18 protein-coding genes are annotated in these 21,230 nt (G+C 73.3%); 12 read left to right on the top strand and 6 right to left on the bottom strand.

The window, feature by feature from the left end; genetic code table 11:
• Positions 1–236: 236 nt before the first annotated feature.
• The 3 genes from ACIBEC_RS34130 (at position 237) to ACIBEC_RS34140 (ending at position 4,505) form a co-directional block, all read left to right on the top strand.
• Positions 237–1,610, top strand: coding sequence for a pitrilysin family protein (locus ACIBEC_RS34130; RefSeq protein WP_360506034.1), 1,374 nt, complete (start codon positions 237–239; stop codon positions 1,608–1,610).
• A gap of 20 nt (positions 1,611–1,630) precedes the next feature.
• Positions 1,631–2,995: a pitrilysin family protein gene (locus ACIBEC_RS34135; RefSeq protein WP_360506092.1), complete on the top strand. Its 1,365-nt coding sequence runs from the start codon at positions 1,631–1,633 to the stop codon at positions 2,993–2,995.
• A gap of 316 nt (positions 2,996–3,311) precedes the next feature.
• Complete coding sequence (locus ACIBEC_RS34140) at positions 3,312–4,505, top strand: RtcB family protein (RefSeq protein ID WP_360506037.1); 1,194 nt, start codon at positions 3,312–3,314, stop codon at positions 4,503–4,505.
• 83 nt (positions 4,506–4,588) lie between these two features.
• On the opposite strand, the gene ACIBEC_RS34145 is transcribed toward ACIBEC_RS34140, so the two are convergent.
• Positions 4,589–4,870 (bottom strand): HPr family phosphocarrier protein, encoded by a 282-nt coding sequence (locus ACIBEC_RS34145; RefSeq protein WP_360506040.1) that lies wholly within the window; start codon positions 4,868–4,870, stop codon positions 4,589–4,591.
• A 241-nt stretch (positions 4,871–5,111) separates the two neighbouring features.
• Here ACIBEC_RS34145 and ACIBEC_RS34150 point away from each other — a divergent pair, with 241 nt between their 5' ends.
• The 4 genes from ACIBEC_RS34150 (at position 5,112) to ACIBEC_RS34165 (ending at position 10,542) form a co-directional block, all read left to right on the top strand.
• Positions 5,112–7,913: a GNAT family N-acetyltransferase gene (locus ACIBEC_RS34150; RefSeq protein WP_396289682.1), complete on the top strand. Its 2,802-nt coding sequence runs from the start codon at positions 5,112–5,114 to the stop codon at positions 7,911–7,913.
• Positions 7,914–8,004: 91 nt separating this feature from the next.
• Positions 8,005–8,604 carry a DUF5998 family protein gene (locus ACIBEC_RS34155; protein WP_360506045.1) on the top strand — a complete coding sequence of 200 codons (600 nt, stop codon included), beginning with the start codon at positions 8,005–8,007 and terminating at the stop codon, positions 8,602–8,604.
• Between the two features lie 32 nt (positions 8,605–8,636).
• The gene (locus ACIBEC_RS34160) at positions 8,637–9,824 is read left to right on the top strand and encodes a nucleotide pyrophosphatase/phosphodiesterase family protein (RefSeq protein ID WP_360506048.1); all 1,188 of its coding nucleotides are present in this window, start codon (positions 8,637–8,639) and stop codon (positions 9,822–9,824) included.
• Positions 9,825–9,885: 61 nt separating this feature from the next.
• Positions 9,886–10,542 carry a thymidine kinase gene (locus ACIBEC_RS34165; RefSeq protein WP_360506051.1) on the top strand — a complete coding sequence of 219 codons (657 nt, stop codon included), beginning with the start codon at positions 9,886–9,888 and terminating at the stop codon, positions 10,540–10,542.
• Positions 10,543–10,590: 48 nt separating this feature from the next.
• Here ACIBEC_RS34165 and ACIBEC_RS34170 read toward each other — a convergent pair whose 3' ends face one another.
• Positions 10,591–11,334 (bottom strand): VOC family protein, encoded by a 744-nt coding sequence (locus tag ACIBEC_RS34170; protein WP_360506095.1) that lies wholly within the window; start codon positions 11,332–11,334, stop codon positions 10,591–10,593.
• A 165-nt stretch (positions 11,335–11,499) separates the two neighbouring features.
• Between ACIBEC_RS34170 and ACIBEC_RS34175 the strand changes: the two genes are divergently transcribed.
• Complete coding sequence (locus ACIBEC_RS34175; RefSeq protein WP_360506054.1) at positions 11,500–12,375, top strand: sulfurtransferase; 876 nt, start codon at positions 11,500–11,502, stop codon at positions 12,373–12,375.
• A gap of 54 nt (positions 12,376–12,429) precedes the next feature.
• On the opposite strand, the gene sepH is transcribed toward ACIBEC_RS34175, so the two are convergent.
• Positions 12,430–13,515, bottom strand: coding sequence for a septation protein SepH (sepH, locus tag ACIBEC_RS34180; RefSeq protein ID WP_360506056.1), 1,086 nt, complete (start codon positions 13,513–13,515; stop codon positions 12,430–12,432).
• A 518-nt stretch (positions 13,516–14,033) separates the two neighbouring features.
• On the opposite strand from sepH, the gene ACIBEC_RS34185 reads away from it, so the two are divergent.
• Positions 14,034–14,879 (top strand): hypothetical protein, encoded by an 846-nt coding sequence (locus ACIBEC_RS34185; RefSeq protein ID WP_360506059.1) that lies wholly within the window; start codon positions 14,034–14,036, stop codon positions 14,877–14,879.
• Between the two features lie 28 nt (positions 14,880–14,907).
• Here the strand turns inward: ACIBEC_RS34185 and ACIBEC_RS34190 are convergent, their stop codons facing one another.
• Both ACIBEC_RS34190 and ACIBEC_RS34195 read right to left on the bottom strand, forming a co-directional pair.
• On the bottom strand, positions 14,908–16,230 hold the full coding sequence (locus ACIBEC_RS34190) for a D-arabinono-1,4-lactone oxidase (RefSeq protein ID WP_360506061.1): 1,323 nt from the start codon (positions 16,228–16,230) through the stop codon (positions 14,908–14,910).
• Between the two features lie 103 nt (positions 16,231–16,333).
• Complete coding sequence (locus tag ACIBEC_RS34195) at positions 16,334–17,590, bottom strand: MFS transporter (protein WP_360506063.1); 1,257 nt, start codon at positions 17,588–17,590, stop codon at positions 16,334–16,336.
• 136 nt (positions 17,591–17,726) lie between these two features.
• Between ACIBEC_RS34195 and ACIBEC_RS34200 the strand changes: the two genes are divergently transcribed.
• The gene (locus tag ACIBEC_RS34200; RefSeq protein WP_360506066.1) at positions 17,727–18,869 is read left to right on the top strand and encodes a ferrochelatase; all 1,143 of its coding nucleotides are present in this window, start codon (positions 17,727–17,729) and stop codon (positions 18,867–18,869) included.
• A gap of 42 nt (positions 18,870–18,911) precedes the next feature.
• Complete coding sequence (locus ACIBEC_RS34205) at positions 18,912–19,730, top strand: inositol monophosphatase family protein (RefSeq protein ID WP_360506069.1); 819 nt, start codon at positions 18,912–18,914, stop codon at positions 19,728–19,730.
• A gap of 167 nt (positions 19,731–19,897) precedes the next feature.
• Here ACIBEC_RS34205 and ACIBEC_RS34210 read toward each other — a convergent pair whose 3' ends face one another.
• Positions 19,898–20,083: a hypothetical protein gene (locus ACIBEC_RS34210; protein ID WP_030057688.1), complete on the bottom strand. Its 186-nt coding sequence runs from the start codon at positions 20,081–20,083 to the stop codon at positions 19,898–19,900.
• 444 nt (positions 20,084–20,527) lie between these two features.
• Here ACIBEC_RS34210 and ACIBEC_RS34215 point away from each other — a divergent pair, with 444 nt between their 5' ends.
• Positions 20,528–21,181, top strand: coding sequence for a response regulator transcription factor (locus tag ACIBEC_RS34215; protein WP_359913230.1), 654 nt, complete (start codon positions 20,528–20,530; stop codon positions 21,179–21,181).
• The last annotated feature ends 49 nt before the right edge of the window (positions 21,182–21,230 follow it).

A 21,230-nucleotide genomic window follows, 5' to 3' on the forward strand; every position in this document is an offset into this window, starting at 1 on the left:
GGTCGGTCGTCGGTCGGCCGGTGCCGTCCTGACGCCGGACCCGTCAACCAGGTGTGGTCGACAGGGCACGGCGCCCCCATTGTGGACCCTCGCGCCGACACTCCCGGTCAGCGGCCCTCTTCCGCCCCTGGCGAACGACCCCGTCCGCGCGGACACAAACACGGCTCCTGCACGTTGCACCACAATGGGGGACGCCACACGAACCCCGACATCGACGACGGGAAGGACCCGAGCGCATGGCCAACCCGGCCCCCGCCTCCAGCCGAGGCATCGCCATCACCGAGCACCGCCTGGCCAACGGGCTGCGCGTCGTCCTCTCCGAGGACCACCTCACCCCGGTCGCCGCCGTCTGCCTCTGGTACGACGTGGGCTCCCGCCACGAGGTCAAGGGCCGCACCGGCCTCGCCCATCTCTTCGAGCACCTGATGTTCCAGGGCTCCGCCAACGTCTCCAACAACGGCCACTTCGAACTGGTCCAGGGCGCCGGCGGCTCGCTCAACGGCACCACCAGCTTCGAGCGCACCAACTACTTCGAGACCATGCCCGCCCACCAGCTGGAGCTCGCCCTCTGGCTGGAGGCCGACCGCATGGGCTCGCTGCTCGCCGCGCTCGACGAGACCTCCATGGAGAACCAGCGCGACGTCGTCAAGAACGAGCGCCGCCAGCGCTACGACAACGTCCCGTACGGCACCGCCTTCGAGAAGCTCACCGCCCTCTCGTTCCCCGACGGCCACCCGTACCACCACACGCCCATCGGCTCCATGGCGGACCTCGACGCGGCCACGCTGGAGGACGCCCGGACGTTCTTCCGCACCTACTACGCGCCCAACAACGCCGTCCTGTCCGTCGTCGGCGACATCGACCCCGAGCAGACCATCGCCTGGGTCGAGAAGTACTTCGGCTCCATCCCCGCCCACGACGGCAAGCAGCCCCCGCGCTCCGGCGAACTCCCGGACACCATCGGCCGCGAGATCCGCGAGGAGATCCACGAGGACGTCCCCTCCCGCGCCCTGACAGCCGCCTACCGCCTCCCGCACGACGGCACCCGCGAGGCCGACGCCGCCGACCTGGCCCTCACCATCCTCGGCAGCGGCGAGTCCAGCCGCCTCTACAACCGGCTCGTCCGCCGCGACCGCACCGCCGTCGCCGCCGGGTTCGGCCTGCTGCGCCTGGCCGGCGCCCCCAGCCTCGGCTGGCTCGACGTCAAGACCTCCGGCGACGCCACCATCGCGCAGATCGACGCCGCCGTCGACGAGGAACTCGCCCGCTTCGCCGCCGAAGGCCCCACGGCCGAGGAACTCGAGCGCGCCCAGGCCCAGATCGAGCGCGAGTGGCTGGACCGGCTGACCACCGTCGCCGGCCGCGCCGACGAACTCTGCCGCTTCGCCGTCCTGTTCGGCGACCCCAAGCTGCTCAACGACGCCCTCCCCAAGGTCCTCGACGTCACCGCCGAGGAGGTCCAGGCCGTCGCCAAGGCCCGGATCCACCCCGGCAACCGGGCCGTCCTCGTCTACGAGCCGACCGCCGCCGAGACCGACGCCGCTTCCGCCGCCGAGACCGACGCCGCCGACTCCGACGCCGCTTCCGAAGAGGAGGGTGCCGCCGTATGAGCACCGACTACGTCCCCGCCATGACCTTCCACCCCCAGCCCCAGCCCGGCACCCCCAGCCCGTGGGCCTTCCCCGCCCCCGAGCGGACCGCCCTCGGCAACGGCATCACCGTCCTGCACTGCCACCGGCCCGGCCAGCAGCTGGTCGCCGTCGAGGTCCTCCTCGACGCCCCGCTCGCCGCCGAACCCGAGGGCCTCGACGGCATCGCCGCCATCCTCGCCCGCGCCCTCAGCGAAGGCACCGACACCCTCAGCGCCGAGGAGTTCGCCGGCGAACTCGAGCGGGCCGGCGCCACCCTGGACGCGCACGCCGACCACCCGTGCATCCGGGTCTCCCTGGAGGTGCCCGCCTCCCGGCTCCAGCGCGGCCTCTCCCTGCTCGCCGACGCCCTGCGCGCCCCCGCGCTGCCCGAGGCCGAGATCGAGCGCCTGGTCGCCAACCGTCTGGACGAGATCGTCCACGAGCAGGCCAGTCCCGCCCGGCGCGCCGCCAAGGCCCTCTACGCCGAGCTCTTCGACGCCGCCGACCGGCTCTCCCGGCCCCGCGCCGGCACCGCCGACACCGTCAAGTCGATCGACCGCGCTGCCGTCAAGGCCTTCTACGAGGCCCACGTCCGCCCGGCGACCAGCACCCTCGTCGTGGTCGGCGACCTCACCGGCGTCGACCTGCCCGCCCTCCTGGAGAGCACCCTCGGCACCTGGACCGGCTCGGCCGCCGAGGCCTCCGTCCACGCCCCGGTCGCCGGCGACGACCACGGCCGCGTCGTCATCGTGGACCGCCCCGGCTCCGTCCAGACCCAGTTGCTCATCGGCCGGATCGGCCCCGACCGGCACGACCCGGTCTGGGCCGCCCAGACCCTCGGCACCTACTGCCTGGGCGGCACCCTCACCTCCCGCCTCGACCGCGTCCTGCGCGAGGAGAAGGGCTACACCTACGGCGTCCGCTCCTTCGCCCAGCCGCTGCGCTCCGCCGCCGACGGTAGCGGGCGCTCGCTGCTCGCCATCAGCGGCTCGGTGGACACCGCCTCCACCGCCCCGGCGCTCGCCGACACCTGGACCATCCTGCGCACCCTCGCCGCCGAGGGCCTCACCGACGCCGAGCGCGACGAGGCCGTGCAGTTCCTGGTCGGCGTCGCCCCGTTGAAGTACGAGACCGCGGGCTCGGTGGCCGGCACCCTGGCCGACCAGGTCGAGCAGTACCTGGCGGACGACTACCAGGCCGAGGTCTACCGGCAGCTCGCCGAACTGCCCACCGCCGCCGCCACCGAGGCGGTCGTCGCGGCCTTCCCGCCGGACCGGCTGGTCACCGTCCTGGTCGGCGACGCCGCCACGATCGCCGACGACGTGCGGGCGCTCGGCATCGGCGAGGTCACCGTCGTCAGCTGACGACCGCTGTGGTTCCGTCCGGCCCGGTGGAGCACCCGCTCCACCGGGCCGAACGCGTTTTTAAATCCCTTGCGGGCCCCGTCCGGTCCGTGGATAGATATCCCCCGGCACACACGTACGAACTCTGACGAACGAAGGGAGGCGGTCACCATGCGGGTCGAGCGAGCCATACGACGACGCTCCCCAAGGCCGCATTCCCTCTGTGCCGCCCCGGGCGCCTGAGCCCCACCCCTGAACTTCCCCGAGCCCCGCCGGGATCCTTTCGCGCGGCACCCCATTTCTCGTGAACCACCCGACCCATGGAGGTCGTTCAGCGATGACGTACACCGAGGTACCCGGCGTCCGGGTCCCGATCCGGATGTGGACCGATCCGGCGACGGTCGAGAGCCAGGCCCTGCAGCAGCTGCGCAACATCAGCTCCCTGCCGTGGCTGCACGGCCTCGCCGTGATGCCCGACGTCCACCTGGGCAAGGGCGCGACGGTCGGCTCCGTCATCGCCATGAAGGGCGCGGTCTGCCCGGCGGCGGTCGGCGTCGACATCGGCTGCGGGATGAGCGCGGTGAAGACCTCGCTCACCGCCAAGGACCTCCCGGACGACCTGTCCGGCCTGCGCAGCAAGATCGAGCAGACCATCCCGGTCGGCCGCGGCCTGCACACCGACCCGGTCGACCCGGCGAAGCTGGACGGCTTCCGGGCGGCGGGCTGGGACGACTTCTGGCAGCGCTTCGATGACATCGCGGAGGACGTCAAGTGGCGCCGCGAGCGGGCGATGCAGCAGATGGCCACGCTCGGCGGGGGAAATCACTTCATAGAAGTATGTGTCGATACGACCGGCGTGGTCTGGCTGATGCTGCACTCCGGATCCCGCAACATCGGCAAGGAGCTGGCGGAGCACCACATGGGCGTCGCCCGCTCGCTGCCGCACAACCAGGGCCTGGTCGACCACGACCTCGCGGTCTTCCTCGCGAAGACCTCGGAGATGGCCGCCTACCGCCAGGACCTGTTCTGGGCGCAGGAGTACGCCAAGCACAACCGAGCGGTGATGATGGCGCTCTTCCAGGATGTCGTCCGGCGTGAGTTCGCGAAGGCGAAGGTCACCTTCGACGAGGTCATCAGCTGCCACCACAACTACGTGGCGGAGGAGCGGTACGACGGCGTCGACCTGCTCGTGACCCGCAAGGGCGCGATCCGGGCCGGCTCCGGCGACTTCGGGATCATCCCGGGGTCGATGGGGACGGGCTCCTACATCGTCCGCGGCCTGGGCAACAAGGCGTCGTTCAACTCCGCCTCGCACGGCGCCGGCCGCAAGATGAGCCGTAACGCCGCGAAGAAGCGGTTCACCACGCGGGACCTGGCCGAGCAGACCGCGGGCGTGGAGTGCCGCAAGGACAGCGGCGTGGTGGACGAGATCCCGGGCGCCTACAAGAACATCGAGAAGGTCATCGAGCAGCAGAAGGACCTCGTCGAGGTGGTCGCGCACCTCAAGCAGGTCGTCTGCGTCAAGGGCTGACCTCGACGGGCGAAGGGCCGACCACAGCAGATCGGGGTGCCGCCGGAAGCCCGGCGACACCCCGATCGGGCAGTTGCGAGGCCTCAGGCCGCGGCGGGGAGCTCGTCGAGGCCCTCCTGGACGAGCTTGGCGAGGCGGTCGAGCGCGTCGTCGGCGTCGGCTGCGTCGGAGGCCAGGATGACCTCGTCGCCGCCCTGGGCGCCCAGGGCGAGGAGGCCGAGCATGGAGGCGGCGTTGACCGGGTTGCCGCCGGGCTTGGCGATGGTGATCGGCACGCCGGTGGCCGTCACGGCCCGGACGAAGACGGAGGCGGGACGGGCGTGCAGGCCCTCGGCCCAACCGATGGTGACGCGGCGCTCGGCCATGAGACGTGCCTTTCCGGTGAAGCTGGTCACGGCCGTGCTCGGGGAGCGGGGGAAGCGGCCGTGTTGTCTAGACCAGTGTCGCACGCAGGCAACCCCTGCGGGCCGCTGCGTTCAGGACTTGTGATTGTTTCTTTTCGGGGCATAAACCCCGGCCACTGGTCCTGTCCGCCCTGCCGTGAGCACGCACCCGGCGCCATCCGGCCCGCCGCCGGATAACCTGACGAATGTGGACGACTCCGCGGTGCCGAACCCCGAGCAGCAACCGGACTATCCGCAGCACTGGGAAGCCGACATCCTGCTGCGCGACGGTGGCACGGCCCGGATCCGGCCGATCACGCCCGCCGACGCAGGGCGCCTCGTGGAGTTCTACGAGCAGGTCTCGGACCAGTCCAAGTACTTCCGTTTCTTCGCTCCCTATCCCCGGCTCTCCGCCAAGGACGTCCGCCGCTTCACCCACCACGACTTCGTGAACCGGGTCGGCCTCGCGGTCGTCATCCGGGACGACTTCATCGCCACCGTCCGGTACGACCGGATCGACGCCGAGGGCCGCCCGTCCGCCACCGGGACCGACGCCGAGGTGGCCTTCCTCGTGCAGGACGCCCACCAGGGCCGCGGCGTGGCCTCGGCACTGCTGGAGCACATCGCGGCCGTCGCGCAGGAGCGCGGCATCCGCCGCTTCCAGGCCGAGGTGCTGCCGGAGAACCGGAAGATGGTGAAGGTCTTCACCGACGCCGGCTACACCCAGCGCCGCAGCTTCGCCGACGGCGTGGTGCACCTGGAGTTCAGCCTCGAACAGACCGAGCGCTCGCTCGCCGTGATGCGTGCCCGCGAGCACCGCGCCGAGGCGCGCTCGGTGCAGCGGCTGCTCACCCCGCGCTCGGTCGCGGTGATCGGGGTCTCCCGCACCCCGCAGACGGTCGGGCGGGCGATCCTGCGCGACCTGCTGGGCGGCGCTCCGGCCGAGTGCCCGGTCTACGCGGTGAACCGCAACGCCCCGCCCGGCACCGAGCTGGACGGCATCCCGGTGCACCGTTCGGTTCTGGACATTCCCGGGCCGGTGGACCTCGCGGTGATCGCCGTCCCCGAGGGCGCCGTCCCGGCCGCCGTCGCCGAGTGCGGTGCGCACGGCGTGCAGGGCCTGGTGGTGGTCACCGCCGGCTACGCGGAGACCGGTCCGGAGGGCCGGGACCGGCAGCGCGCCCTGGTCCGCCAGGCCCGCGCGGCAGGGATGCGGGTGATCGGCCCGAACGCCTTCGGCCTGATCAACACCGACCCGGCGAACCCGCTGAACGCCTCGCTCGCGCCGCGCCTGCCCGGCCGCGGCGGCTTCGGGATCTTCTGCCAGTCCGGTGCGATCGGCGTGGCCCTGCTGGAGGCCGCCCACAAGCGCGGCCTCGGCGTCTCCTCCTTCGCCTCGGTGGGCAACCGCGCCGACGTCTCCGGCAACGACTTCCTGCAGTACTGGGCCGAGGACGAGGCCACCCGGGTCGTCCTGCTGTACCTGGAGTCCTTCGGCAACCCGCGCAAGTTCACCCGGATCGCCCGCCGCCTGGCCGCCGCCAAGCCGATCGTGGTGGTCAAGGGCGCCCGGCACACCGGCAGCCTGCCGCCCGGCCACGCCGTCCCGGCCACCGCCACCGGCCTGCGCGACGCGACCGTCGACGCGCTGTTCGAACAGGCGGGCGTCATCAGGGTCGCGACCATCACCGAGCTGTACGACACCGGCGAGCTGCTGGCCCTGCAGCCGCTGCCGCCGGGGGACCGGGTCGCGGTGGTCGGCAACTCGGACTCGCTCGGCCTGCTCACCTACGACGCCCTGCTGGGCGCGGGCCTGCGCCCGCGGACCCCCGTCGACCTGACCACCGCCGCGACCGGCGAGAACTTCCGGATCGCGCTCGACGTCGCCCTCGCCGACCCCGCCGTGGACGCGGTGATCGCCGTCGCCATCCCGCCGATCGGCACCTCGGCGCACGCCTTCATGGGCGGCCGGCTGACCGGCGAGGACGACCCCGCGATGGGTTCCGACGACCCGGAGATCGCCGCCGCCCTGCTCGAAGCCGGTCAGCGCGCCCAGGAGTTGGGCAAGCCGCTGGTGCTCGCCCACCTGGCACTGACCGACCTGCCGGTCAGGCTGCGCCCCGGCGGCATCCCCGCGTACGCGGCGCCCGAGCGGGCCGTGCACGCCCTCGCCAACGCCGTCCACTACGCGCAGTGGCGCCGCCGGACGGCCGAGGCGGAGGAGACCGCGCGCGTCCCCGAGCTGGACCGGATCGACGAGCCCGGCGCCCGCACCCTGGTGGCGGCCGCGCTGAGTACCCGAACCGCGATCGCCGCGCGCACCCAGCCCGGCGGCGCCCGGATCACCCTGTCCGACGACGAGGCCCGCGACCTGCTGGCCCGCTACGGCATCGACGTCTCGTCGACGCGGTCGGCCCCGGACGAGGAGACGGCCGTCGCGGCGGCGGCCTCGCTCGGCTACCCGGTGGCTCTGAAGGCGACCGCCCCGCACCTGCGCCACCGCCCCGACCTGGGCAGCGTCCGGCTGGATCTGACCGACGAGCCGGGCTTGCGCCGCGCCCACCGCGAGTTGGACGCGCTGCTCGGCGGCGCCGCGCAGGCCGAGCTGGTGGTGCAGCGGATGGCGCCGCGCGGTGTGGACACCGTGATCGGCGCCACGGTGGACCCGGCGGTCGGGGCGATCCTGTCGTTCGGCCTGGCAGGCGCACCGGCCGAACTGCTGGGGGACACGGCGCACCGACTGGTTCCGGCCACCGACCAGGACGTCGCCGGGCTGATCCGGGAGGTGCGGGCCGCGCCGCTGCTGTTCGGCTGGCGCGGCGCGGAGGCGGTGGACACCGCTGCCCTGGAGGAATTGCTGCTCAGGGTGTCGCAGCTGGTGGACGACGTCCCGGAGATCGCCTCGGTGGATCTCGAACCCGTGGTCGTGGCCCCGCACGGGCTGGCGATCCTGGGGGCGCGGGTGCGGGTCGCGCCCCTGCCGGTCCGCAGCGATCTGGGCCCGCGCGCGATGAGCACGCTGTAACCTTCCTTGGTTGCGCCCTGCCCGGGCGCTGTTGTCCGAAGCTCGGCGCCGTGCCGCCCGCTTCGTCGGCGGACCATGCCAGGATGGAGATATGGCGAAGACCGGTACCACCACCACTCAGGACCTGCGCTCGGCGATCGAGCGCAGCGGCTACTACCCAGCCCTGGTGTCCGAGGCGGTCGAGTCCGCGGTGGGCCCGGAGCCGATCGGCTCCTACCTGGTGCACCAGGAGACGACCTTCGACGCCAATGAGGTCCGCCGGCACGTGACGGTGCTGGTGCTGACCCCGACCCGGTTCGTGGTGAGCCACACCGACGAGCAGTCCGGGGCCGAGGGCAGCCCCTCGGTGCCGTTCGCGACGACCTCGACGGAGAGCGTCCGACTGGACCGGATCGGCTCGGTCGTGGTGAGCCGGATGGTGGCGAACCCGGAGACGTACACGCCGGGGACGCTTCCGCGCGAGGTCGTGCTGACGATCGGCTGGGGCGCGGTGCAGCGCCTGGACCTGGAGCCGGCCGGCTGCTCGGACCCGAACTGCGAGGCGGACCACGGCTACACGGGCTCGGCGACCGCCGACGATCTCTCGCTGCGGGTGAGTGAGGCCGGTGACGGCCCGGAGACGGTGGCCCAGGCGCTGGTGTTCGCCCGGGCACTGTCCGACGCGACGATCGACAACGGCCCGCGGGTCTGATCGCCGCCACCGAACGCTACGAATCCGGTTCCATGTCCTTCGTTCCTGCCGACGGCTACGACGCCTTCGAGATCCTTGACCCGGCCGCGGCCCCCGCGCCCCCGTACGGCAGCGGTTCGCTGTGCGACCTGCTGCCCTCGGTGGCGGCGGGGCTCGGCGTTCCCGGGTTCACCGCGACGCTGCCCATCGCCCCGGCGGACCGGGTGGTGGTGTTCCTGGTGGACGGCCTGGGCTGGGAGCTGCTGCTGCGCCACCCCGAGTACGCGCCGTTCCTGTCCTCGCTGGCCGGGAGCTCGCTGGGCGGCAGCGGCCGTCCGCTGACCGCGGGCTTCCCGTCCACCACGGCGACCTCGCTGGCCTCGGTCGGCACCGGGACGCCGCCGGGCCTGCACGGCCTGGCCGGGTACACGGTGGCGGTGCCGGGCGCCGGCTACCTGATGAACCAGCTGCGCTGGCAGCCGCCGACCGAGCCGCACGCCTGGCAGCCGTACCCGACGGTCTTCGAGCGGACTCACCGGGCCGGGGTGGCGACCGCGCAGGTCTCGTCCCCGCTGTTCGCGCAGACCCCGCTGACCCGGGTGGCGCTGTCCGGCGGCACCTTCCTCGGCCGCACCACCGGCGAGGAGCGGATGGACCTGGCAGCCTCCTGGCTGGCCGAGCACGACCGGGCGCTGGTGTACACCTACGTCAGCGAGCTGGACGGCGCGGGCCACCGTTTCGGGGTGGACTCCGACGAGTGGCGGATGACGCTGGACGCGGTGGACCGGCTGGCCCGCCGGCTGGCCGAGCAGCTGCCGCCGCGTTCGGCGATGTACGTGACGGCCGACCACGGCATGATCGACATCGCGCCGGAGGACCGGATCGACTTCGACGAGGACTGGGAGCTGGGCGCCGGCGTGGCCCTGCTCGGCGGTGAGGGCCGGGCCCGGCACGTGTACGCGGTGCCGGGGGCCGCGGCCGACGTGCACACGGTCTGGAGCGAGGTGCTGGGCGACCGCATGTGGGTCGCCACCCGGGACCAGGCGGTCGCGGCGGGATGGTTCGGCCCGGCCGTGGACGAGCGGGTGTACGGCCGGATCGGCGACGTGGTCGCCGCGGCGCGCGACGACATCGCGATCGTCGCCTCCCGCAACGAGCCCGGCGAATCCGCGATGATCGGCCTGCATGGCTCGATGACCCCGGTCGAGCAGTTCGTGCCGCTGCTCGAAGTCCGCGGCTGAGCCGCTCCCTTGACTCATCCGTGCCCGAACTCCCCTGATGTGAAAGGCCCTTGCTCCACCCATGGCTGAACTGGTGTTCTTCTCGGGCACGATGGACTGCGGCAAGTCGACGCTGGCGCTGCAGATGGACCACAACCACGCCGCGCGCGGCCGGCAGGGCGTCATCCTCACCCGCAACGACCGGGCGGGCACCGCGACGATCTCCAGCCGGCTGGGCCTGCAGGCCGAGGCGGTCGAGGTGACCGACGACTTCGACTTCCACACGCACGTGGTGCACCGGCTCTCGGCGGGTGGCCGGGTGGACTACCTGATCTGTGACGAGGCGCAGTTCTTCTCCGCCGGGCAGGTCGACCAGCTGGCCCGGGTGGTGGACGAGCTGGACATCGACGTCTACACCTTCGGCATCACCACCGACTTCCGCACCCGGCTGTTCCCGGGCTCGCAGCGACTGATCGAACTGGCCGACCGGGTGGAGGTGCTGCAGGTCGAGGCGCTGTGCTGGTGCGGGGCGCGGGCGACCCACAACGCCCGTACGGTCGGCGGGGTGATGGTGGTCGAGGGCGCCCAGGTGGTGATCGGCGACATCTCGGTGCGCGACGACGAGGTCGGCTACGAGGTGCTGTGCCGCCGCCACCACCGCCGCCGGCTGACCGCCGCGACGGCCCGTGCCTCGGTGCTCTCCCCGGACGTGCTGCCCTTCGAGGAGCAGCAGGCCTGACCGGCGCCGCAGGCCTGACCGAGGCTGCAGACCTGACCGAGAGCAGGCCTAGCCGAAGGTCTGCAGCACCGAGAAGTGCCCGCCCTGCGGGTCGGCCAGCCGGGCGGCGCGGCCGCGGGTGGTGTCGTGCGGCTCGACCAGGATCCGGCCGCCGAGCTCCACGGCGTGACGGGCGGTCAGGTCGGCGTCCCGGACGGCGAAGTGGGTGCGCCAGCGCGGCGGGTGGCCGCGCAGGTCGGCGCGGTGCCGGATGCCGGCGACCGCCCGGCCGTGTACGAGCAGCGCGCTCTCGTCCGCACCGGGCCGGACCGGTCGGTCGAGCACGGTGGCGTAGAAGACGGCGGCGCCCTCGGCGTCGGGGGTGAGCAGTTCGGCCCAGGTCGGTCCGCCGTGCTCGGTGCCGGCTTCCCGGCCGAGGTGCTCCTCGCCCTGCCAGAGGCCGAAGACGGCGCCGGACACGTCGGAGGCGATGGCCATCCGGCCGGCGCGCTCGGCCTGCAGCGGCCCGACGGCGACGGTGCCGCCGCATTCGCGGACCAGCTGGGTGGTGCGGTCGGCGTCGTCCACGGCGAAGTAGGTGGTCCACTGCACCGGGAAGCCGGTGGCGGTGGAGAGGCCGAGGCCGGCGACCGGCGCCCCGTCGAGTTCGGCCCGGACGTAGTCACCGAGCTGGCCGGGTCCTGGGGTGTACGTCCAGCCAAGCAGTACGCCGTAGAAGGCGCGGGCGCCGGCCAGGTCGTCGGTCAGCAGGCTGACCCAGCAGGGCGTGCCCTGGGCCAGTCGGAGTTCCACCGCGGGCAATGCGGGCCTCCTCGTGGGTGGTTGGCGCACGGAAACCTCGGGCGCGAGGGTGATGCTTCCACCCTGGCGGGCGCCCAACCCTCGGGCCGCGCGGAAAATCCGGCAAAGTCCGCACAAAGAGCGGCGGGTCGGCGGTGCTGCGCGACAATGGCCGCCATGACCACCTACAACGACGGTTCCCCGCTGATCTCCGCGGTCGAGCTGGCGGAGGCGCTCGCCTCCGCCCGTCCGCCGGTGCTGCTGGACGTGCGCTACCAGCTGGTCGGTGCCGCGCCGGGCGGCCCGACCGCGGCCGAGGAGTACCGGGCCGGGCACCTGCCCGGCGCCCACTTCGTCGAGCTGGACCGGGACCTCGCGGCCCCGCCCGGGGCCCCCGGCCGGGGCGGGCGCCACCCGCTGCCGGACCCGGAGGAGTTCGGTGCGGCGATGCGTGGCTTCGGGGTGAGCGCCGAGCGCCCGGTCGTGGTGTACGACGGCGCGGCCTCGATGGCGGCGGCCCGCGCCTGGTGGCTGCTGCGCTGGGCCGGGCACCGGGACGTCCGGGTGCTGGACGGCGGCTTCGCGGTCTGGCAGGCGGCGGGGCTGACGGTGACGGCCGAGCTGCCGGAGCCCGCGGAGGGCGACTTCAAGCCGGTGCCCGGCCGGCTGCCGACGGTGGACGCGGACGGCGCCGCGGCCTGGGCGCGCGGCGGTCTGCTGCTGGACGCCCGGTCGGGGGAGCGCTACCGGGGCGAGACGGAGCCGGTGGACCCGCGGGCCGGGCACGTCCCCGGTGCGGTGTCGGCGCCGACGGCCGAGAACGTGGGCCCGGACGGGCGGTTCCGTCCGGCGGCCGAGCTGGCGGCCCGGTTCCGGGCGCTGGGCGCGGGGGAGCGGGAGACCGCGGTGTACTGCGGCTCGGGGGTGACGGCGGCGCACCAGATCCTGGCGCTGGAGGTGGCGGGTCTGCCGGCCACGCTGTACCCGGGGTCGTGGAGCGAGTGGTCGAGCGACCCGGGCCGCCCGGTGGCGGTCACCGACCAGCCGGGCTGAGTCCGGGAACGCCGAAGGGCGGGAGGCCCGGCCTCCCGCCCTTCGGCATCGGTACTACTCCTGCTTCTTGCGCCGGCTGCCGAAGACGATCTCGTCCCAGCTGGGCACGGTGGCCCGGCGCCCGGGCCGGACGCCGTCCGCCTCGGCCTGCCGGTCGGTGGTGCCGACCAGGCGCTCGCGGTGCGGGGCGACGGCGCGCGGCATCAGGATGTCGGCGTAGGCCGAACCCGCGCCGACCGCCGGGGCGGCGGCCGCGGCCGCGGCCGGCTCCTCGCTCTCCTCGGCGACCTCGGCGGGCACCGGCTCGATCGGGGCGGGGCTGCCGACGGCGAGGTCGCCGCGGAAGGCAGGGACCACGTCGAGCAGGCTGGTCAGCGAGTCCCGGGACTCGGCGGTGGCCTCCCGCGATTCGCGGACCTCGCGGGCCGACATGATGCGGTCGGCCGAGGGCCGGTCGATCATCGGGCGGGGCGGCCGGTCCTGGGGGAGCCGGGCGATCCGCGGGATGAACGGGAAGATCGACTCCTCCTCGCGCTCGACGTTCTCGCCGATCAGCGCGCGGGCCTCGTCGTCGTTGGGCTGGACCAGGCGCCGGGGCGGGTCGTACGTCCAGGAGGCGCTGCGGCCCTCGCCGTCGGCCCGGTAGGAGAGGATGACCTCCCAGGTGCCGTCGTCGCGGCGCCAGGAGTCCCAGCGCTCGGTGTCCTTCTCGGCGCCGCGCAGCGCGAGCCGCTCGGCGACGGCCTCGCCGAGCTGCGGGCCCGGGGACTCGCCGTTGCGGCGGATGGCGGTCTTGCGGGCGCGCTCGGCCATGAAGGCGCGCTCGGCGAGGACCGGACCCTCGAAGCGACGGACGCGGTCGACGGAGATCCCGGCGGCCTGGGCGACCTCCTCGGCGGAGGCACCGGCTCGTATCCGGGCCTGGATGTCCCGGGGGCGCAGGTGGCTCTCGACCTCGATCTCGATCTGGCCGAGGCGCGGCCGGTCGCCGCGGATGGCGGCGCGCAGCCGCTCGTCGATGGGGAGGGTGTACTCCGTGCTGTCGGCAGCCTTGAGCACCAGCCGTGTGCCGTCGTTGCTGACGGCCACAACCCGCAGTTCGGGCACGGTTACCTCCCGGGTGGTGCCTGCCGACGTCACCTGCGTCGCTGCTCCCGTACTGAGTGTGGCCTGCCCGCTCGCGACTGGCCACAACCTTGCTGAGTTCCCCGGCGTGTCGGGCTTACGCCCCGCCACGCCGCTGTGGCACGGTTGCCTTTTTGCCACGCCATCCGTCGACGTCGCGCCTGGGTGTCCCGGCCGTCCTCGCACGCGGAGTGTTCGCGACGATCCGGGACCCGGCGTCGCCGTGCGTGCCTGTTCCGTGGCTCCTCGTCAAGCTGCCGGTGTAGAAGCAGTCGACAAGTCGACCCAAGGCTCAGGCTTTACGAACAGTACTCCATTCGTGGCATCCAAAGGGGCGGCTCGCCGCTCAAGTCTCCCGCGATTCACGGGAATCTCAAGAGCGCGCTCCCCCGATGGCGGACCACCAGTGGGTGAACGGTGATCATCTTCACACAATCCGGGCGCGCAGAACCGCATTTTCGTCCCTTGTGTCCTTCTTTGGGCAAGATGGAGTGGCTTGTTCGAGGAATAGTCGTACGGACCGAGGGATGTTGATGTCGGAGCTGAGCCCCGCCGAGGAGGGCGGCAAGGAGGAGCGCAAGCGGATCGATCTGAGTGTGGCTCAGGTCGCGGCGGGTGCGCTGGCCGCCGTGGTGGGCGCACTGTTGGCCTCCGAACTGGGCGTGTACGGGACGATCATGGGCGCCGCGGTGGTGAGTGTCGGGGCCACCACCGGCGGCGCTGTGCTCCAGCACGTCTTCAGGCGGACCGGCGAGCAACTGCGCGACGCGGTGGACCGGGGGCCGATCCAGACCGCGAACACGCTGCGCCAGGTGCCGGCAGAGCACGAAGCGCCGCCGCGGCCTTCGGTGATCACCGCGGAGTGGAGCGAGCCGCAGGTGGTGCGGGCGCGCCGGCGGTGGACCTGGAAGACCTACGCGGTGGTGTCCGGGCTGGTGTTCGTGCTGGCGATGACGCCGATCGTGGCGTTCGAACTGGCGACCGGGCAGCCGGTGTCGGCGACGGTCAAGGGCGAGTCCGGCAGCGGCACCTCCTTCGGCGGCTCGGTGGCGCCCAAGTCCTCCCAGCCGCAGGACGCTCCGCCGGAGCGGCCGGGCCCGGGCGACAGGCGCGCTCCGGAGGCCACGCCGTCCGGCGGCGCCTCGGCCCCGGCGACGACGCGGCCGAGCCGGGAGCCGAGCGGCACCCCTGGTACCGGCCCGGGTACGGCTTCGCCCTCGGCGAGTCCGAGCGCGACCCCGTCGGCCGGTTCCTCCCCGTCGGCGGGCGGCGGGAAGCCCACCGGCGAGGCCACGACGCAGCCGCCCGTGCCGGGGAACGAGCCGGCGGGGTCGACGACGGTGGCCCCGCCGCCGGCGGCCGGGACCCCGGCGAACTGACGAGCCCGGGCGGACCGGGCCCCGTGGATCAGGCCCCCAGCACCCGGCGCAGGTAGTCGTTGCCGAAGATCCGCTGCGGGTCGACCTCGTCGCGCAGGGCGGTGAAGTCGCCGAAGTGCGGGTAGACGCCGGCCAGGTACTCGGCGTCGCGGGTGTGCAGCTTGCCCCAGTGCGGGCGGCCCTGATGGGCGGTCATCAGCTGTTCGACGCCGGTGAAGTAGCCCTGGTCGGCGGTGCCCCGGTAGAGGTGGACGGCGATGTAGGCGCTGTCCCGGCCGGAGGCGGTGGAGAGCCAGAGGTCGTCGGCGGGGGCGAAGCGCACCTCGACCGGGAAGCTGACCTTCCAGTCGGAGCGTTCGATCAGGGCCTTCAGCTCGCGCAGCACCTCGCCGACGGCCGCGCGCGGCACCGCGTACTCCATCTCCACGAAGCGGACCTTGCGCGGGCTGGTGAACACCCGGTACGCGGTGTCGGTGTAGCTGCGGTCGGACCAGGCGCGGCTGGCCAGTGCGGCGATCGAGGGGATCGAGCCGGGGAAGCGCCGGCCGACCCGGCAGGCGCCCTCCCAGACGGTGTTGGAGAGGAAGTCGTCCTCCAGCCACCCCTTGAACCGGGGCAGCGGGGCGGCCGGGCCCTGGCTGCGGTTGTTGCGCTTGGTGGAGCAGCGGTCAGTGTGCGGGAACCAGTAGAACTCGAAGTGCTCGTTGACGGCGGCGAGGTCGTCGAGGCGCTCCAGCACCTCGTCGAACGCCATCGGCTGCTCGTGCGCGGTGAGCAGGAAGGCCGGTTCGACGCCGAAGGTGAGCGCGGTGATCACGCCGAGGGCGCCGAGGCCGAGCCGGGCGCCCTGGAAGAGCCGGGGGTTCTCGGTGGGGGAGCAGCGCTTGAGGGAGCCGTCGGCGAGGACGATCTCCAGCGCGCGGATCTGGGCGGCGAGCGAGCCGGAGTCGCGGCCGGTGCCGTGGGTGCCGGTGCTGGTGGCGCCGGCGACGGTCTGGACCTCGATGTCGCCCATGTTGGTGAGGGAGAGGCCCTCGGCGGCGAGGACCCGGTTGAGTCGGTGCAGCGGGAGGCCGGACTCGACGGTGATGGTGCCCGCCTCGCGGTCGATCTCGCGGATGGCGGTGAGCGCGTGCGGGCGGATCTGGACGCCGTCGCCGGCGGAGGCGATCGAGGTGAAGGAGTGGCCGGAGCCGACGGCCTTGACGGTACGGCCCTGCTCGGCGGCGCGCAGGATCTCCTTGGCCAGTTCCTCCGCGGTGCCGGGGGCGGCGGCCCGGGCGGGCTCGGCGCTCTGGTTGCCGGCCCAGTTGGTCCACCGGGTGCGGGTCGCGGTACTGGCCTGGGGCATTGCGCTGCCTCCTGCTCCGTGGCACCGGGGTCGGCGCGGTCCGGGACGGCGCGGCCGCCCTACCCGCGGGTAGGGCCACGGGTAGGGCGAGAGATTAGTCAGTTCACCGTTCGGCGTCTACGGGTCGATCGGCGTCCGCGGCGGGCTGCTCGGCGGCCAGTCCGGCGCGCAGCCGGCCGAGTCCGCCCAGTGCGGCGACCACGCCGAGCATGCCGGCGGCCAGCGGTACCCAGTAGCCGGCGGCGGCACCGGAGGCGTCCACCACCCAGCCGCCGGCCGAGGAGCCGACCGCGACGCCGAGGGCGAGGCCGGTGGTCGTCCAGGTCATGCCCTCGGTCAGCTGGGACGCCGGGACGAGCCGCTCGACCAGGGCCATCGCGCTGATCAGGGTGGGGGAGATGGCGATGCCCGCGACCAGCAGGGCGCCGCCGACCGCGGCCAGCCCGCCGACGCCGTGCACCGCATGGGCGACCAGCAGCAGCGGCACCATGCTGACGGCCATGAACGTCACGCCGAGGAAGAAGCGGGCGGCCAGCGAGCCGGTGAGCTTGAGGGTGCCGTAGACCACGCCGGCCAGGCAGGAGCCGAGCGCCCACAGGGCGAGGATCACGCTGGAGATCGACTTGTGGCCCTGGGCCTCGGAGAAGGCGACGGTGACGACCTCGACCGAGCCGAAGATCGCGCCGGTGGCGACGAAGGTCAGGATCAGCACCTGGAGGCCGTGGTTGAGGATGACCGAGTGGCCGTCGTGCCGGGCGGTCGGGTGGACCGGCGGCTCGGTGGAGCGCTGTCCGGCGAACAGCAGGACGCCGACGGCGAGGAAGATCCCGGCGAGCAGCACGCCGGCCTCGGGGAAGACGGAGGTGGCCAGCCCGATGGAGAGGATCGGACCGACGATGAAGCAGACCTCGTCGACGACGGCCTCGAAGGAGTACGCGGTGTGCAGCTTGGGGGCGTCGTCGCGGTACAGGTGGGCCCAGCGGGCACGGACCATCGCGCCGGTGCTCGGCATGACGCCCATGCCGGCCGCGAAGACGAACAGCGTCCAGTCCGGGGCCTTCAGCCGGGCGCAGAGCAGCAGGCCGACGACGGCGGCGATGGTGAGCGCCATGGCCGGGATGATGATCTTGCGCTGGCCCAGCCGGTCCACCAGCCGGGAAACCTGCGGGCCGAGGACGGCGGCGGAGATCGCCAGGGTGGCCGAGACCAGGCCCGCGACACCGTACGAGCCCCTCAACTGGGAGAGCATGGTCACGATGCCGATGCCGGTCATGGAGATCGGTAGCCGGGAGACGAAACCGGTGGTGGAGAAGGCCAGAGTGCCGGGGGAGGCGAATATCCGGCGGTAGCTGGACAGCACGGGAGAACTCCGGACGGGGGTGGGGTAAGGAACAAGGCAGGTGAACACAGCTTACGTACGTTGGCAAACGGTATTTTCCGGACACCTGCGCGGCCCCGGCGACAGCGCCCGTCCCCTCAGTGGCAGGATCGGTGCCATGTCCGACGCGCGCAAACCCTCCCCCTCCGGCGCCGCTCCGTACGACGCCCTGCTGCTCCTGTCCTTCGGCGGGCCCGAGGGCCCCGAGGAGGTCGTCCCCTTCCTGGAGAACGTCACCCGCGGCCGCGGCATCCCCAAGGAGCGGCTGAAGGAGGTGGGTAAGCACTACTTCATGTTCGGCGGGGTCAGCCCGATCAACGAGCAGAACCGCGAACTGCTCGCCGCGCTGCGCAAGGACTTCGCCGAGCACGGGCTGGACCTGCCGGTCTACTGGGGCAACCGGAACTGGGCGCCCTACCTGGTCGACGCCCTGCGGGAGATCGCCGCCGACGGCCACCGCCGGATCGCCGTGCTCGCCACCAGCGCCTACGCCGGCTACTCGGGCTGCCGCCAGTACCGGGAGAATCTCGCCGACGCGCTGACCGCCCTGGCCGAGGAGGGCGTGCCCGCCCTGCGGGTCGACAAGCTGCGGCACTTCTACAACCACCCCGGCTTCGTCGAACCGATGATCGACGCCACCGTGGCCGCGCTGGCCGAGCTGCCCGCCGGGGTACGGGACGGCGCCCGGCTGGCGTTCACCACCCACTCCATCCCGGACGCCATGGCCGAGTCCTCCGGCGCCCCGGACGACCCGGCCCGCGGCACCCCGGGCGGCGCCTACGTCGCCCAGCACCTGGACGTGGCCCGGCTGATCGCCGCCGCCGTCGCCGAGCGCACCGGCGTCGCCGACCGACCCTGGGAACTGGTGTTCCAGAGCCGCAGCGGCGCCCCGCACACCCCGTGGCTGGAACCCGACATCTGCGACCACCTGGAGGCCCGGCGGGCCGAGGGCGCGCCCGCCGTGGTGATGGTCCCGATCGGCTTCGTTTCCGACCACATGGAGGTCAAGTACGACCTCGACACCGAGGCGGTCGCCAAGGCCGCCGAACTCGGCCTGCCGGTGGCCCGCGCCGCCACCGTCGGCGCCGACCCCCGGTTCACCGCCGCCGTCCGCGACCTGGTCCTGGAGCGGGCCGCCACCGAGCGCGGCGAGGGCGTGACCCGCTGCGCCCTCGGCGCGCTCGGCCCCAGCCACGACGTGTGCGCGATCGCCTGCTGCCCCAACCCGCGCGTCCCGCGCCCGGCCGCCGCCGAGCACTGACCGCCCGTCCCGCCGCTCACCGCCGCCCCGGAGGAGAATCCCGTGACCGCCCCCGCCCAGCCCGACGACCGGCTCCTCGACGACCTGCTGGACGTCGCCCTGGACGCGGCCCGGCAGGCCGGCGTCCTGCTGCGCGACGGCCGCCCCGCCGACCTCGGCGTGGCCGGCACCAAGAGCAGCCCGGTCGACGTGGTCACCGAGATGGACCTCGCCTCCGAGAAGCTCCTGCTGGAGCTGATCACCGACCGCCGCCCGACCGACGGCTACCTCGGCGAGGAGGGCGCCGAACGGTCCGGCACCAGCGGGGTCCGCTGGGTCGTGGACCCGCTCGACGGCACGGTCAACTACCTGTACGGACTGCCCTCCTGGGCGGTCAGCGTGGCCGCTGAGCTGGACGGCCGGGCGGTCGTCGGCGTGGTGTTCGCCCCGGCGCGCGACGAACTGTTCCACGCCGTCCTGGGCCGCGGCGCCCGGCTGAACGGCCGGCCGCTCTCGGCCCGCCCCGCCCCGCCGTGGGGCCAGGCGCTGATCGCCACCGGCTTCAACTACGTCCGGTCGGTGCGGGTGCGCCAGGCCGAGGTACTGCTGGCGCTGATGCCCGAGGTGCGGGACATCCGCCGGGGCGGGGCGGCCGCGGTCGACCTGTGCGACATCGCTGCCGGGCGGCTGGACGGCTACTACGAGCGCGGCCTCGCCCCCTGGGACCGCGCGGCCGGCTGTCTGATCGCCGCCGAGGCCGGCGCGCTGACCGGAGGCAGCCCCGGGCACGGCCCGGACGGCGAGCTGACCGTGGCCGCCGCCCCGGGCGTGTACGAGCCGCTGCAGGAACGCCTGGCCACGCTGCGCGCCTGGGCGGACTGACCGGTTCCGGCCCGGCCGGGCGGGTTCGCATGCCCGGGACCGCAGCTCGGCCCCGGGCATGCGAAGAGCCCTGGCATACGGGGGATGCCAGGGCCTGGGGTTTCGCACGGCCCCCGCAGGGCCGCAGGTGCCGGAGGACCGGCGACGGGTCGGTGGTGCCGGACGGGTCAGGCAGCGGTGCGGTGGCGCTCCAGCACCGTGTCCACGCCGTGCTCGGCGGCGAGTCGGCGGAGGTCGTCCAGCTCGGACTGCTCCACCTCGGCGAGGAACTCGTCCCCGGCCTCGATCGCGCGGTGCAGGTCCTGCTCGGCGTTGGCTATGCGCTGCAGGATTCCGGCCTTGAAGGCGTCCATACGGGCCCCCTTACTGTGTCGGACGTGCACGGTCGTGCGTTCTCCGCCCTGAGGAAGGTCCAGCCGGTGAAAGCGCCCCGGCCGGCAGTGGTGGATCGCCGGTCGGACGCGGAGACGGCCTTCGGCCGCTCCCGGTGATGTCCCAGCCCCAGGGCCGGCGCGGATGAACGCACGGCGGGTGGGTGCGACCGGCCAAGGGCCAGATCGCGGGTGTGCAGCTGTCCTCCCCGCCGGGGCGGCCGGGAAACCTCCCGGCGGAAGAAAGTTGCCCGTGTCACAGTCCAAGCGGAGTGGTGCCGACACGAACGGTCAACCGCCGCGGACCCGGATCCCGTGCCCGAGGGGCAGCTTATCGCTGCTTTACCGCAGGACCAGGCAGGATGGAGCCACCGTCGGAGCCGTGCGTCCGCTTTCCGGGGCCGGCCTGGAGAAGGGACAACGACCGTGCGGGTTCTCGTCGTCGAGGACGAGCAGCTGCTTGCCGAGGCCGTCGCGACCGGCCTGCGCCGCGAGGCGATGGCCGTCGACGTGGTGTACGACGGGGAGGCCGCGCTCCAGCGCATCGCGGTCAACGACTACGACGTGGTGGTCCTGGACCGCGACCTTCCGCTGGTCCACGGCGACGACGTCTGCCGCAAGGTGGTCGAGCAGGGCCTCGCGACCCGGGTGATCATGCTGACCGCCTCCGGCGACATCAGCGACCGGGTCGAGGGCCTGGAGATCGGCGCGGACGACTACCTTCCGAAGCCGTTCGCCTTCAGCGAACTCGTCGCCCGGGTCAGGGCGCTGGGCCGCCGCGCGACCGTTCCGCTGCCCCCGGTGCTGGAACGCGCAGGCATCTCGGTCGACCCCGGTCGGCGCGAGGTGATCCGCGACGGCCGCACCGTCCAACTCGCCCCCAAGGAGTTCGCCGTCCTGGAGGTGCTCATGCGGGCCGGCGGCGCCGTCGTCTCCGCCGAGCAGCTGCTGGAGAAGGCCTGGGACGAGCACACCGACCCGTTCACCAACGTCGTGCGGGTGACCGTGATGACGCTGCGCCGCAAGCTCGGCGACCCGCCGGTGATCGTCACCGTGCCGGGCTCCGGCTACCGGATCTGACCCCGGGATCCCTTCGACGAAGGGCCCGGATCCCGGGAATCCACCACCC

This window comes from Kitasatospora sp. NPDC051164 (assembly GCF_044455625.1).
Lineage (GTDB): Bacteria > Actinomycetota > Actinomycetes > Streptomycetales > Streptomycetaceae > Kitasatospora.

Excerpts from the sequence above, each read along its gene's own strand:
- ACIBEC_RS34190 (WP_360506061.1), bottom strand. The coding sequence starts at position 16,230 with ATGCCCCAGGCCAGTACCGCGACCCGCACCCGGTGGACCAACTGGGCC.
- ACIBEC_RS34175 (WP_360506054.1), top strand. The coding sequence starts at position 11,500 with ATGACCACCTACAACGACGGTTCCCCGCTGATCTCCGCGGTCGAGCTG.
- ACIBEC_RS34130 (WP_360506034.1), top strand. The coding sequence starts at position 237 with ATGGCCAACCCGGCCCCCGCCTCCAGCCGAGGCATCGCCATCACCGAG.
- ACIBEC_RS34165 (WP_360506051.1), top strand. The coding sequence starts at position 9,886 with ATGGCTGAACTGGTGTTCTTCTCGGGCACGATGGACTGCGGCAAGTCG.
- ACIBEC_RS34185 (WP_360506059.1), top strand. The coding sequence starts at position 14,034 with ATGTCGGAGCTGAGCCCCGCCGAGGAGGGCGGCAAGGAGGAGCGCAAG.
- ACIBEC_RS34160 (WP_360506048.1), top strand. The coding sequence starts at position 8,637 with ATGTCCTTCGTTCCTGCCGACGGCTACGACGCCTTCGAGATCCTTGAC.
- ACIBEC_RS34135 (WP_360506092.1), top strand. The coding sequence starts at position 1,631 with ATGACCTTCCACCCCCAGCCCCAGCCCGGCACCCCCAGCCCGTGGGCC.
- ACIBEC_RS34210 (WP_030057688.1), bottom strand. The coding sequence starts at position 20,083 with ATGGACGCCTTCAAGGCCGGAATCCTGCAGCGCATAGCCAACGCCGAG.
- ACIBEC_RS34145 (WP_360506040.1), bottom strand. The coding sequence starts at position 4,870 with ATGGCCGAGCGCCGCGTCACCATCGGTTGGGCCGAGGGCCTGCACGCC.
- ACIBEC_RS34155 (WP_360506045.1), top strand. The coding sequence starts at position 8,005 with ATGGCGAAGACCGGTACCACCACCACTCAGGACCTGCGCTCGGCGATC.
- ACIBEC_RS34200 (WP_360506066.1), top strand. The coding sequence starts at position 17,727 with ATGTCCGACGCGCGCAAACCCTCCCCCTCCGGCGCCGCTCCGTACGAC.
- ACIBEC_RS34140 (WP_360506037.1), top strand. The coding sequence starts at position 3,312 with ATGACGTACACCGAGGTACCCGGCGTCCGGGTCCCGATCCGGATGTGG.